This is a genomic window from Streptomyces sp. NPDC024555 (assembly GCF_055559335.1).
The window spans coordinates 287,411-300,451 of record NZ_JBVHKV010000006.1; the positions used below are offsets into that span (position 1 = coordinate 287,411).

General features: G+C 72.6%; 8 protein-coding genes. 3 read left to right on the forward strand and 5 right to left on the reverse strand.

Annotation, left to right across the window (positions count from 1 at the left end; translation table 11 throughout):
* Positions 1–98 precede the first annotated feature (98 nt).
* From ACZ4FH_RS12830 to ACZ4FH_RS12840, 3 genes are all read left to right on the forward strand, one after another.
* Positions 99–926, forward strand: a complete 828-nt coding sequence (locus tag ACZ4FH_RS12830) for a helix-turn-helix domain-containing protein (protein ID WP_383643280.1) — start codon at positions 99–101, stop codon at positions 924–926.
* A complete protein-coding gene (locus tag ACZ4FH_RS12835; RefSeq protein WP_467304318.1) occupies positions 923–1,117 on the forward strand; it encodes a DUF397 domain-containing protein in 195 nt (64 codons plus the stop codon). Before ACZ4FH_RS12830 ends, ACZ4FH_RS12835 begins: the two co-directional genes overlap by 4 nt.
* A gap of 167 nt (positions 1,118–1,284) precedes the next feature.
* Complete coding sequence (locus ACZ4FH_RS12840) at positions 1,285–6,312, forward strand: tetratricopeptide repeat protein (protein WP_467304320.1); 5,028 nt, start codon at positions 1,285–1,287, stop codon at positions 6,310–6,312.
* Between the two features lie 71 nt (positions 6,313–6,383).
* Here ACZ4FH_RS12840 and ACZ4FH_RS12845 read toward each other — a convergent pair whose 3' ends face one another.
* From ACZ4FH_RS12845 to ACZ4FH_RS12865, 5 genes are all read right to left on the reverse strand, one after another.
* Positions 6,384–9,563 carry an efflux RND transporter permease subunit gene (locus ACZ4FH_RS12845; protein WP_467304322.1) on the reverse strand — a complete coding sequence of 1,060 codons (3,180 nt, stop codon included), beginning with the start codon at positions 9,561–9,563 and terminating at the stop codon, positions 6,384–6,386.
* A gap of 163 nt (positions 9,564–9,726) precedes the next feature.
* Entirely contained in the window at positions 9,727–10,425 is a 699-nt protein-coding gene (locus ACZ4FH_RS12850; protein WP_467304324.1) for a response regulator, read from the reverse strand.
* A complete protein-coding gene (locus ACZ4FH_RS12855) occupies positions 10,422–11,693 on the reverse strand; it encodes a sensor histidine kinase (RefSeq protein WP_467304325.1) in 1,272 nt (423 codons plus the stop codon). Before ACZ4FH_RS12855 ends, ACZ4FH_RS12850 begins: the two co-directional genes overlap by 4 nt.
* A 156-nt stretch (positions 11,694–11,849) precedes the next feature.
* On the reverse strand, positions 11,850–12,128 hold the full coding sequence (gene pspAA, locus ACZ4FH_RS12860; RefSeq protein WP_467304327.1) for a PspA-associated protein PspAA: 279 nt from the start codon (positions 12,126–12,128) through the stop codon (positions 11,850–11,852).
* A 9-nt stretch (positions 12,129–12,137) separates the two neighbouring features.
* Positions 12,138–12,917, reverse strand: coding sequence for a PspA/IM30 family protein (locus ACZ4FH_RS12865; RefSeq protein ID WP_383632181.1), 780 nt, complete (start codon positions 12,915–12,917; stop codon positions 12,138–12,140).
* Positions 12,918–13,041 lie beyond the last annotated feature (124 nt).

Consider the following 13,041-nt stretch of genomic DNA (forward strand, 5'->3'; position numbering starts at 1 on the left):
GTTACGGTGTGTGCCGCAATCGTCGCGCTGCGGCGGACCCTTCCAACAGGACCGCCCCGTCCCGACGTTCAGCACGGGACATACGGAAGGCCCGCTCCATGACGTTCAGGCCCCAGCCGCTCACGCCCTACCTCTCCGCCCGCCACTACTTCGGCTCCGAGCAGCGCCGCCACCGCGAGCGCGCCAAGCTCTCCCTCGTCCAGCTGGCCGACATCCTGAACTCCAGCAAGAGCACCCTCGCCCGGATCGAGACGGCGGAGCTGATGCCGCCGCCGGACATCCCGGGAGCGCTCGACGTCGCCTTCGGAACGGACCGGCACTTCCACGGGCTGTACGAGCTGGCGAAGCGGGAGATCCATCCCGACCAGTACCAGCGGTACATGGACTTCGAGGCGCGGGCCGACCGGATAGAGCAGTACGGCGCGCAGGCCCTTCCCGGTCTGCTTCAGACCGAGGAGTACGCGCGCACGTTCCTTCGCTGCCAGACGGACCTGGACGCCGAGCAGGTGGAGGAACGTGTTGCCGCGCGTATGTCGCGGCAGGAGCGGCAGCATTCGGAGAACCCGCCCTTACGGTGGGCGGTCATCGACGAAGGCGTACTCCGGCGGCAGATGGGCAGCCGGTCCTGCATGCACCACCAACTGGCTTCCCTGTTGGAGCAGGTGGATGCTCCGGACAGTAAAGTTCAGGTGATGCCGTTCAGTGCGGGACTCCACTCGCTGCTGGGGGGCGCGCTGACTCTGCTGACCCTGCCCGACGGCACTTCGGTGGCGTACGAGGAAGGCATTCAGGCCGGTCACCTCTACGAGGATCCGGCTGCGGTGAAGAAGTGGCGGTGGCAGTACGAGGTGCTACGTGCCAACTCCCTCACCTTGGCCGAGTCGGCCGATCTGATCCGGACCGTGATGGAGGAGTACCGACCATGAACCGCACCCCCGAGCTGAGTAACGCCCGCTGGCGCAGCAGCAGTTACAGCAACTCCAACGGTGGCGAGTGCGTCGAGGTCGCCGACGGCTTCCCCGGCCTCGTCCCCGTACGCGACAGCAAGAACCCGACCGGTCCCTCGCTCGTCGTCAACGCCGCCGCCTGGAGCGAGTTCGTCTCGTCGCTGAAGTAGCGCGCAGCGCAACGGCCTGTCCCACACGCGGGTGTGGGACAGGCCGTTCCCTTATCACCCGGGGACCGGAAAGAGTCGAGTTTGTCCGGACCGGCACCCCGGCGTCCGATCCGTGCATACGCTGCTGTCCATTTCGACGGCGTGTGTACGGGAAGGCGGAGCGCCCGATGGCGGATGAGGCGGATGCGGTGGGCGGCGAGGCCGTGGGGACCGCGTTGTGCGTGGTGTGTGAGACGTACACCGACGAGCGGACCTTTCCCCGGCTGACCGGCGCGACGGCCCAGATGGAGGGGATCGTCAACCGCCTTGAGACGCTGGGGATCGCGACCCGTATGGCGGGGGGCGGCAACCCGTCCTGGACGGCCTTCGACCGGGACCTCACCGCCTGGAGCGCGTCCGGTGCGGGGAAGCCCGCGATCATCGTGTGGTCCGGGCACGGCGTGCTGGTGGACGACGAACTCCGGCTGGCACTGTGCGACTTGGATCTCGACGTCGAACAGGTGGTCCGGGACGCGCGCGCCCTGCGGCACGGGGTGTCGGCCGAGACGCTGGTGAACGAGGCGGTGGCGTCGGGGGCGGATCAGATCCTGGTGATCATCGACGCCTGTCATGCGGGGGACGCGGTGGGCCGGGGCCTGGAGAAGGCGTTGCGGCGTTGGGAGACCACGTCGGCGCCGCCGGGGCGGGTGCAGTGGTTCGGGATCATGGCGAGTTGCCGGCGCGGTGAGACGTCGGACGGCGGTGGGCCGCTGCTGGAGGCGCTGGCCGAGGTGCTGCGGGAGGGCCCGGTCACCCGGGAGTACCGCTCGGCGTGGAGCGCGCACAACGCGTGGGTGAGCGGTACGGACGTGCTGGCGGCGCTCGGGGAGCGGTGGCGGGGCGAGGGTCAGACGCCGGTTCCGGCCGCGCTGGGGACCGGGCGGCCGGTCTTCCCGAATCCGCGCCATGTGCCGGGGGCGCCGGCCCGGCTGGTGGAGCATCTGGTGCTCGCGGCGCGCGGGGTCGGGTTCCGGGAGGAGGGCTGGTTCTTCACGGGGCGGAAGCAGGTGCTGGGCCGGATCACCGCCTGGCTGGAGACCGACGAGGCCGGGCTCTTCCTGGTGACCGGTCCGGCGGGCTGCGGCAAGTCGGCGGTACTGGGCCGGATCGCGACGCTCGCCGACCCCGTGCGGCGCGCGGAGACCGAGACGCACGGCGGGCTGCGCGCGGGCGATCCCGACCCGGGTCCGGGGCGCTCCCTGGCCGCCGTACATCTGCGGGGTCTGAGTCCGCTCCAGGCGGCGTCGGAACTGGCGGCGCGGCTCGGGCTGCCCGAGCCCCGCAACACGGACGACTTCCGGGGTGAGCTGCGCGAGCTGGACCGGCGTCCGGTGCTGGTGCTCGACGGGCTGGACGAGGTGCCCGCCGAGCATCTGCGGTCCATGATCGAGGAGTTGGTGTTCCCGCTGAGCCGGGCCGTCCCCGTTCTGCTCGGTTCGCGGGAGCGGGCGTTCCGCAGCCGCCTGGCGGACGGCGGGCACCGGGACGAGACCCTGCCGGACGCGCTGGCCCGGCTGATCGGGGCGGGCGTCATCACCGCCGACCTGGAGCAGGAGCCCCGTACCCAGGAGGACATCGCCGCGTACGTGTTCCGCCGGTGCGCGGCGGCCGGGGTCCCGGAGGAGCGGGCGCGGGAGGCGGGCGACGCGGTCGCGGCGCGGGCCTCGGCGGTGGGCGGCGGGTTCCTGTTCGCCCGGCTGGTGGCCGGATCGCTGCTGGCGGAGGGGCGGCTCGCGGAGGAGGAGCGGTGGCGGGCCGGGCTGCCGGAGTCCATCGGCGCCGCGTTCGAGGACGATCTGCGGGCGGGCCCGGTCAGGGTCCGGGCGGACGGCCGTGAACTCCCCTCCGCCGCCCGGGATCTGCTGACCGCGCTGGCCTGGACGGCGGGGCGCGGCATGCCCGCCGGCGGTGTCTGGGAGGAGGTCGCCGGGGCGCTCGGGGGCCGGGACGTGCCGTACGACGAGAGCGATGTGGACTGGGTGCTCTCCGCGTACGGGCGCTACATCGTCGAGGACGCGGAGGACGGGCAGGCGGTGTACCGCCTGTACCACCGGGAGTTCGTCTCCCATCTCGCCGCCCGCCCGGGGCCGCGCGGCGCGGAGCCCGCCGAGGTGGTGGCCCGCGCACTCGTCGCGCACGCCGGGCGGCGGGTACCGGACGGCGGCTGGGCGGCGGCGGACCCGTACGTGGTCCGGGCGCTGTCCTTCCACGCGGTACGGGCGGGCGAGGCGGGGATCGGGCTGCTGCGGGGACTGGCGGAGCGGCTCGGGCCGGTCGCGGTGCCGCTGCTGGCCCATGCGCTGCACGGCTTCTCCGAACACCTCGGCACGGAGGGCGACCTGGACGGGGCGCTGGACGCGGCGCGGGAGTCCGCCCGGCTCCTGACGGATCTGGAGGGGCCCGCCGCCGGACGCCGGACGCCGGCGCTGGTCCGCTCGCTCATCAACGTCGCCAACCGGTACGCCGAGGCCGGGGACCGTGAGGGGGCGCTGGTTCCGGCCCGGGAGGCGGTCGCGCTCCAGCGCGGCGTCACCGAGGCGGGGGGCGACGCGACCGGGGGCGATCTCGCCCTGGCCCTCGCCACGCTCGGCCGGCGGCTCCACGAGACCGGGGACCGCGAAGGCGCGCTGACACTCACCCGGGACGCCGCCGATGTCTTCCGGGAGCTGTCCGAGAAGGACCCGGCGGCCTACCGTCCGCGCCTCGCCGCCTCGCTGAACAACCTGGTGGTGAGCCTGTCGGCCGTCGGGGAGCGCCGGGCGGCCGTCGCCCCCGCGCAGGAGTCGGTCCGGATCACCACCGAACTCGCCGCCGCGCGCCCGGACGAGTTCCTGGGGCCCCTGGCCGCCTCCCTGACCAATCTGGCCTACGCCCTGAAGTCCGTCGGGCGGCACGCGGACGCCCTGCCGCACGCGGAGGCGGCGGTCCGGGCCAACCGGAAGGTGGCCGAGCGCCATCCCGCCGCGCTGCGGGCCGAACTGGCCGGGTCCCTGGCCAATCTCTCCGAACACCGGGAGGACGTGGGCGATCTCGCGGGGGCCCTGGCGCCCGCGCGGGAGGCCGTGGAGATCTGCCGGGACCTCGTCGCGCGCCATCCGGCCGCCTTCCAGCAGGACCTGGCCGTGTCCCTGCACAATCTGGCGGACCGGCTCTCCGCCACCGGGGACCACGAGGGCGCGCTCGCCCCGGCCCGTGAGGCCGCGCGCACCTTCGCCCGGCTCGCCAACGACCATCCGGACGTCTTCCAGCCCGATCTCGCCCGGTCCCTGACCTCCCTGGCCAACAAGACCGCGGCCGCCGGGGACCGCACCACGGCCGTGCTGTTCGCCCGCCAGGCCCTCCAGCTCCAGCGCGATCTGCTCCGCAGCCGTCCGGCGGCCTCGCTCCCCGGACTGGCGGGGATGCTCAACAACCTCGCCACGCACCTGGCCGCCGACGGCGAGCTCGCGGAGGCCCTCCCCCACGCCGAGGAGGCCGCCGCGCTCTACGGGCGCCTCGCCGCCGAGGACCGCGAGGCGTTCCTCCCGGACTACGCGGTGACCCTCAACAACGTCGGCAACCACCGCGCGAACCTGGGCGATCTGTCCGGGGCGCTCACCGCGGGACGGGAAGCGGTCGCCCTCCGCCGGGAACTCGCCGTGCGGCGGCCCGCCGTCTTCCGGCCCGAACTGGCCACGGCACTCGCCAACCTCGCCGCCCATCTGAACCGGGCCGGCGAGTCCGGCGAAGGGCTGGCCGCCGCGACCGAGGCCGTGACGCTGCTGCGTGAACTCGTCCCCGACGCACCCGTCCTGCGCTCCTCGTTCGCGGGGGCCCTCGGCACCCTGGCCCAGAACCTCGCCGACACCGGCAGTCCGGAGGAAGCCCTGACGGCGGCCCGGGAAGGCGTCGTCCTCTGGCACCGGCTCGTGGCGGAGCACACCGGCGCCCACCTTCCCGATCTGGCGCTCGCCCTGCGGAACCTCGGCAGACTGCGCGGGATGAACGAGGACCTCGAAGGGGCCGTCAGCACGGCGCGGGAAGCCGTCACCGCCTACCGCACCCTGGCCCTGGAGAATCCGCGCGCCTTCGCGGACGATCTGGCGCGCACGCTCGGCGACCTGGCCCGCGCGCTCGCCCGCACCGGCGACCACGCCTCGGCGGTCGAGGCGTACGAGGAGTGCGCGGCGGACTTCGCCGCCACCGACCCCGCGACCCTGCGGCTCCTCGACGTCGAGCGGGGCGCCCTCCTGCTGGACTGTCCCGGTCCCCTCCCCTCGGAGGGCGTACGCGCGCTCGTCTCGTTCCTGGCGCGGGACGCCGGCACCGAACCGGACGGCGGCCCGGACCGGGTGACCGTACGGGCCCGGCGGGCGCTGCGCGCCCATGGCGACCCGCAGGCGGTACGGGCCGCGTGGGAGGCGGAGACCTCGGGGCCGGCGCCCGACTGGCTGTCGCTGTCGGCCGGAACGCTGGAGCTGGTCGGCACCTGGATGTTCGCGCCCGACTGGCCCGCGTCGCGCGATCTGTGGTCCCGGCACGCCGACGCGCTCGGCGGCGCGGAGGCGGCGACGGCGCTCGACGAGCTGGCGCTCCTGGATCCCGTGACCGCGCGCCGGCACACCGCGCTCCGCGAGCTGGTGCTCGCCCACGGTGTGACCGCCGCCTACGATCCGCTGATCCTGTCGGAGCAGCTGGCCGCGTGGGTGGGGTGCGGATCCTGGGCCGAGTCGCGGGCGTACCTCCAGGACCATCCGCGTCTCCTCCAGGTCCGGCCGTCCCCGGACACCCCGCTCTCGCATGTGGCGCTCCTCGACATCGGCCGCGCGGAGGGCTTGGACGCCGCCTATCGCCTCGTGGAGGACCGCGAGGCCCTTCATGCCTATGTGGAGCGGTCGATGGCCGCCGGGGACGGCACCGCGCTGATGCACGCGGCGGCCATCGAGGGGCAGGTCTTCGACGACAAGCTGTCCTCCCTCACCCATGCGCAGGCGGGCATGGTGCTGGCCGGTGCGGTGGAGGGCGTCGAACCGGACGAGCTGACCACGCTGATCCCCCGTGCGCGCGAGGAGATCCGGGTGCGGCTGCTGCGGGAGATCGCCGGTCTCAGCGTCCGGCACGCGCAGCCGCACGGGGAGCTGTGGCTCCGTATGGTCCAGGCGCTCAGCGGGGCCTGAGACCGGAACGGGAAGGGGCCCGGCCCGCACGATGTCGTGCGGGCCGGGCCCCTTCCGTCCTGCCGGGCGGATCAGGCCTTCGCCGGCTCCGGCTCGTCGGAGGAGTCCGGGGAGGCGGAGGACGACGTGCTCTCCTCGGACTCGGCCGGGGCCGGGATGCCCGCCTTCCTGGCGCGCTTGGCGGCCTTCTTCTTGCGGCGGCGCTCCTTGAAGAGCTCCACCATCGTGTACAGCGTGGGCACCAGGAGCAGCGTGAGCAGCGTCGAGGTGACCAGGCCGCCGATGACGACGACGGCGAGCGGCTGGGAGATGAAGCCGCCCTCGCCGGTGACGCCGAGTGCCATCGGGAGCAGGGCGAAGATGGTCGCCAGGGCGGTCATGAGGATCGGGCGCAGACGGTGGCGTCCGCCCTCGACGACCGCCTCGACGACGCCGAGGCCCTGGGCGCGGTACTGGTTGATCAGGTCGATCAGGACGATCGCGTTGGTGACCACGATGCCGATGAGCATCAGCATGCCGATCATCGAGGCGACGCCCATCGGGGTGCCGGTGATGACGAGCAGGCCGATGGCTCCGGTGGCCGCGAACGGGATGGAGACCAGCAGGATCAGCGGCTGGATCAGCGAGCGGAACGTGGCGACCAGCAGCATGAAGACGATCGCGATCGCCGCCAGCATGGCCAGGCCCAGCTTCAGGAACGCGTCGTCCTGGTCCTCGGTGACGCCGCCGATGGTGGCGGTGGCGCCCTCGGGCAGGTCCAGGGCCTTGAGCTTGGCCTGGAGGTCGGTGCCCACGGCGCCGGTGTTGTCACCGGTGGGCCGGGCCGTGACCGTGGCGGCGCGCTGGCCGTCGATACGGGTCATGGAGACCGGTCCGGGGACCAGCTTCACATCGGCGATCTGACCGAGCTTGACCGGACCGAGCGGGAGGTCCTTCAGCTGCTGCATCGTGGTGGCCGGGTGGGCGGACGTGATGAGCACATCGCGCTCGGTGTCGTCCATGATCGCCTTGCCGGCCGGGGTGCCGCGCACCGCTCCGGCGACGACCGCTCCCAGGGCGGCCTGGTTGAAGCCGGCGTCGGCGGCCTTGGCGTTGGCCGTGACCGAGATCCGCGGGATGCTCTGGGCCAGGTCGCTCTGGACGTCGGTGACGTCCTTGAGCTTGGCGACCTCGGCGCGGACCTGCTCGGAGGCCTTCTTCAGGGTGTCCGCGTCGGCGGCCTTGACCACGACGCTGAGGTCCTGGGAGCCGAAGCCGTCACCGGCGGAGATGGTGGTCTCGCCGATGCCGTCGAGCTTGGCCAGGCCCTGCTCGATGCGGTCCTGCGCGGCCTCGAAGTGCTTGGAGTCCTTCAGCGTGACCTGGTACGAGGCCTGGTTGGAGCCCGTACCGCCGCCGAAGGCCGCCATGAAGCCCGAGGAGCCGACGGTGACCTGGTAGTCCTTGACGTCCTTGTCGTCCGCGAGGAGCTTCTCGATCTTCTTCGCGGCCTCGTCGGAGGCGGCCAGGCTGGTGCCGGGGGCCAGCTCCTGCTTGATGGAGAGGACCTCCTGCTCGCCCTGGTCGAAGAAGTTGGTCTTCAGGAGCGGGGCCATGCCGAAGGTGCCGATGAGGATGGCGACGGCGATGACGACGCTGGTGATGCGGCGCCGGGTGGCGAAGCGCAGCACCGGCAGGTAGATCCGCTGGAGGCGGCTGCGGGCTTCCTTCTCCTCGGCCTCGCGGCGGGCCTTGTCCGGGTCCTCGGCGCTGCCCTTGGGGGCGCGCAGGAACCAGAACGAGAGCACCGGGACCACGGTCAGCGAGACCAGCAGGGAGGCCAGCAGGGCGGCCGTGACGGTGAGCGAGAAGGAGCCGAACAGCTCGCCGACCATGCCGCCGACCAGGCCGATGGGCAGGAAGACGGCGACGGTGGTGAGGGTCGAGGCGGTGACCGCTCCGGCCACCTCCTTCACCGCGGTGATGATCGCGGACTGGCGCTCCTCGCCGTAGCCGAGGTGCCGCTTGATGTTCTCCAGGACGACGATCGAGTCGTCGACGACCCGGCCGATCGCGATGGTCAGCGCGCCCAGGGTGAGCATGTTGAGCGAGAGGTCGCGCGTCCAGAGCACGATCAGCGCGAGGACGACCGAGAGCGGGATGGAGACCGCGGTGACCAGGGTGGAGCGGATCGAGGCCAGGAAGACCAGGATCACGATGACCGCGAAGACGAGGCCGAGCGCGCCCTCGGTGGTCAGACCGGAGATGGCCTTGGAGACGGCCGGGCCCTGGTCGGAGACGATGGTCAGCTCGGCGCCGGAACCGAGGTCCTGACGGAGCTTCGGGAGCTTGTCCTTGACGGCGTCCGAGATGGCGACGGCGCTGCCGTCCTTGTCCATCGTGGCCATCACGGCGAGGCTCGGCTTGCCGTTGGTCCGGGTGAGGGAGACCGCGGTGGCGGGCTCCTGCTTCACCGTGGCGATGTCGCCGACGCGGACCGGCTTGCCGGCCTTGCCCGTCGCCGGGTCCTGGGCGGTGACCCGCAGGTCCTCGATCTGCTTCAGCGAGGTGAAGGCGCCGCCGACCTGGACGGTGCGGCTCTTGCCGGACTCGGAGAAGGAGCCGGCCGGGACGGTGGCGCCGCCGGCCTGGAGCGCCTGGGCGAGCGAGGCCGCGTTGAGGCCGGCCGCCGCGAGCTTCTTGTCGTCGGGGGTGATCGAGACCTGGAGGTCCCGGACACCGTCGACGGCGACCTGGCCGACCCCGTCGATGTCCTCCAGGGCGGGGACGACGGTGCGGTCCAGCTGGTCGGCGAGCGCCTGCTGGTCCTTGTCGGAGGTGACCGCGAGGACGACGGTCGGGATGTCGTCGGTGGAGCCCGCGATGACCTGCGGGTCCACGTCGTCGGGCAGCTGGACGCGGGCGCGGTTCACCGCCTGCTGGATGTCCGCGACGAGCTGCTTGGTGCCCTCGTCGCCGAAGTCGAAGGACGCCATGATGACGGCGTTGCCCTCGCTGGCGGTCGAGGTGATGCCGGTGACCCCGTCGACGGCCTTGATCGAGTTCTCGAGCGGTTCGACGACCTGCTTCTCGACCACGTCGGGGGACGCGCCCTGGTAGGGGGCGAGCACCGACACCATCGGGAGCTCGATCGTGGGCAGCAGCTGCTGCTTGAGCTGCGGGATCGCGATCGCGCCGAAGACGAGCGCGACGACCGACATCAGCCCGATCAGGGCCCTTTGCGCGAGGCTGAATCTGGACAGCCAGGACATGGGTGGGGTCTCTTTCTGTGGCGTACGCGGCAGGCGGGCGGGCAACCTGGGGACAGGCCCGGCCCCTCTATACGATCGCTCACTCCCGGAGCCGGAAGGGGCGACCCCAGGCCGATATCTCACACCGCGCATACCGCAGCTGGAGTACGCCGGGGTGCACCCCTCACTCCACCCGTGGGCGCACCAGGCCCGATTCGTACGCTATGACCACCAATTGGGCCCGGTCGCGGGCGCCGAGCTTCGCCATCGCGCGGTTCACATGGGTCTTGACGGTGAGGGGGCTGACGACCAGCCGTTCGGCGATCTCGTCGTTGGAGAGCCCGCCGGCGACGAGGACCAGCACCTCGCGCTCCCGGGTGGTGAGGGCCTCCAGGCGCGCGGAGTACGCCGCGGCGCCCGGCCCCGCCTCGTCCGGACTGCCGCCCTGCGCCAGGAAGGTGGCGATCAGCCCCTTGGTCGCGGCGGGCGAGAGCAGTGCTTCCCCGGCGGCGGCGATCCGGATGGCGTTGAGCAGTTCCTCCGGTTCGGCGCCCTTGCCGAGGAAGCCCGAGGCACCGGCGCGCAGCGACTGCACCACGTACTCGTCGACCTCGAAGGTGGTCAGCATGACCACGCGCACCTCGGACAGCTCCGGGTCGGCGCTGATCATCCGGGTCGCGGTCAGTCCGTCGGTGCCGGGCATCCGGATGTCCATCAGCACCACGTCGGCGCCGGTCGTGCGGGCCAGTTCCACGGCCTGCGCCCCGTCCGACGCCTCGCCGACCACCCGCATGTCCGGCTCCGAGTCCACCAGCACCCGGAACGCGCTGCGCAGCAGCGCCTGGTCGTCGACGAGCAGCACCCTGATGGCGTCGTCGGTCATGTGTGTCCCCCCGTACGGCCCGCCGCGTCCGGCCGCTCCGGCTCCTGTGCGCGGGCTTCGAGGGGCAGGATCGCATGGACCCGGAAGCCGCCTCCGTAACGGGGTCCGGCGGTGAGGGTGCCGCCCAGGGCGGTGACGCGTTCGCGCATGCCGAGCAGTCCGTGGCCGCCGCCGGTGGGGGCGGCGCCGGGGGCGAAGGGGGTGCCGCCGCCGTTGTCCAGGACCATGATCTCGGCCGTCGCGCCGACCCGTACGACGCTGATCTCGGCCTTCGCCCCGGCGCCCGCGTGCTTGCGGACGTTGGTCAGCGCCTCCTGGATCACCCGGTACGCGGCCAGGTCCACGGCGGCGGGCAGCGGCGGGCCCTCCTTCGCCGCGCAGGCCACCTCGACGGGCAGCCCGGCCCGGCGGACGGTCTCCACCAGTGCGTCGAGGACGGCGAGGCCGGGGGCCGGTTCGGTCGGGGCGGCCGGGTCGCCGGACTGGCGCAGCAGCCCCACGGTGGCGCGCAGTTCGTTGAGCGCGGAGCGGCTGGCCTCGCGGACGTGGGCCAGCGCCTCCTTGGCCTGGTCGGGGCGGCGGTCCATGACGTGGGCGGCGACCCCGGCCTGCACGTTGACCAGGGCGATGTGGTGGGCGACGACGTCGTGGAGGTCGCGGGCGATGCGCAGCCGCTCCTCGGCGACCCGGCGCCGGGCCTCCTCCTCCCGGGTCCGCTCGGCCCGTTCGGCGCGTTCCCTGATCGCGTCGACGAAGGCGCGCCGGGAGCGGACCGCGTCCCCGGCCGCGCCCGCCATCCCGGTCCAGGCGAAGACGCCGAGGTTCTCCTGGCTGTACCAGGGGGCCGTGCCGAAGCACATCGCGGCGGCGGTGAGCGCCGCCATGGTGAGCAGGCCGACCCGCCAGGTCGTCGGCCGGTCGGTGCGGGCGGCGACGGTGTAGAGGGCGATGACGGCGCTCATCACCACGGGCGACGGCGGGTCGGCGGTCACCAGCTCCACGACGGTGAGCACCCCGGTGGCGCCGAGCACGCACATGGGACTGCGCCTGCGCCAGACGAGCGCGAGGGCGCCGAGTCCCATCAGGAACACGCTTCCGGCGGCGGGGGTGCGGGTGCCGAAGGTGGGTCCGTTGTGGGCGTTCGGGTCGGCGAAGGACCCGATGAACATGGCCACGAACACGGCCAGGGCGAGGGCGCCGTCCAGCGCGAGGGGATGGTCGCGCAGCCAGTTCCGGATGCGCAGGAGCCCGGTTCCGAGGGTGGTCACGTCAAGCTACGTTACGGCGTGTCGCACCGGAATCGTCCCGGCGCGGAGGAAAGCCGGACCCTGCGGTGCGTACGGCGGTGCCCCGTGTCCGGCGGGGCTGCCGGTTCACGGGGCACGGTCGGGACTGCCGGGGGACGGGGGTCCGCCCAGGTGTGCTCAGCCGGGGATCAGGCCGTCGTCGCGGAGCATCGCCCGTACCTCTTCGAGCGTGGCGTCGGGCGACGGGAGGATCAGCTCGGACGGCTCCAGGGAGTCGTCCGGCAAGGGTGTGCCGAGCTCGCGCACCCGGGCCAGGAGCGCGTGGAGCGTGGCGCGGAACCCCGGTCCGTCGCCCCGCTCCATCTCGGCGAGCAGGTTGTCGTCGAGCTTGTCGAGCTCGGCGAGATGACTGTCGGCCAGGACTGCCTGGCCCTCCCCCATGATCCGTACGATCATGACGCTGCCTTAATTCTTGTCGAACTTGTGGGTGGTCCGGTCCTGCGGGACGGCGTCCTGCGGGCCGCCCTCGATGGCCTGCTGCTGGGCGGAGGGGCCTCCGGCCAGCTCGGCCTTCATGCGCTGCAGTTCCAGCTCCACATCCGTACCACCCGAGATGCGGTCCAGCTCGGCGGCGATGTCGTCCTTCGCCGTGCCGGTCGGGTCGTCCAGGGCGCCCGAGGCGAGCAGTTCGTCGATGGCGCCGGCCCGTGCCTGGAGCTGCTGGGTCTTGTCCTCGGCCCGCTGGATCGCCAGGCCGACGTCGCCCATCTCCTCGGAGATGCCCGAGAAGGCCTCGCCGATCCGGGTCTGCGCCTGGGCCGCCGTGTAGGTGGCCTTGATGGTCTCCTTCTTCGTACGGAAGGCGTCGACCTTGGCCTGGAGGCGCTGGGCCGCCAGGGTGAGCTTCTCCTCCTCGCCCTGGAGCGTGGTGTGCTGCGTCTCCAGGTCGGTCACCTGCTGCTGGAGGGCGGCGCGGCGGGAGAGCGCCTCGCGGGCCAGGTCCTCGCGGCCGAGCGCGAGCGCCTTGCGGCCCTGGTCCTCCAGCTTGGACGTCTGGCCCTGCAGCTGGTTCAGCTGCAGCTCCAGGCGCTTGCGGGAGGTCGCCACGTCGGCGACGCCGCGGCGCACCTTCTGAAGCAGCTCCAGCTGCTTCTGGTACGAGTAATCGAGGGTTTCGCGCGGGTCCTCGGCCCGGTCAAGGGCCTTGTTCGCCTTCGCGCGGAAGATCATCCCCATACGCTTCATGACACCGCTCATGGGCTTCGCGCGCCCCCTTCTGACTCAACCGGTCTTCCAGCAGTCCGACAGAACCCACAGTACGGGCCCTGTCTCTATTACCGCACTGTTCGAGCACGGATGGGGTCCTCCC

Bases quoted from the DNA above. Each gene is read 5' to 3' on its own strand.
- pspAA (WP_467304327.1), bottom strand. From the start codon at position 12,128: ATGATCGTACGGATCATGGGGGAGGGCCAGGCAGTCCTGGCCGACAGT.
- ACZ4FH_RS12835 (WP_467304318.1), top strand. From the start codon at position 923: ATGAACCGCACCCCCGAGCTGAGTAACGCCCGCTGGCGCAGCAGCAGT.
- ACZ4FH_RS12840 (WP_467304320.1), top strand. From the start codon at position 1,285: ATGGCGGATGAGGCGGATGCGGTGGGCGGCGAGGCCGTGGGGACCGCG.
- ACZ4FH_RS12850 (WP_467304324.1), bottom strand. From the start codon at position 10,425: ATGACCGACGACGCCATCAGGGTGCTGCTCGTCGACGACCAGGCGCTG.
- ACZ4FH_RS12830 (WP_383643280.1), top strand. From the start codon at position 99: ATGACGTTCAGGCCCCAGCCGCTCACGCCCTACCTCTCCGCCCGCCAC.
- ACZ4FH_RS12865 (WP_383632181.1), bottom strand. From the start codon at position 12,917: ATGAAGCGTATGGGGATGATCTTCCGCGCGAAGGCGAACAAGGCCCTT.
- ACZ4FH_RS12845 (WP_467304322.1), bottom strand. From the start codon at position 9,563: ATGTCCTGGCTGTCCAGATTCAGCCTCGCGCAAAGGGCCCTGATCGGG.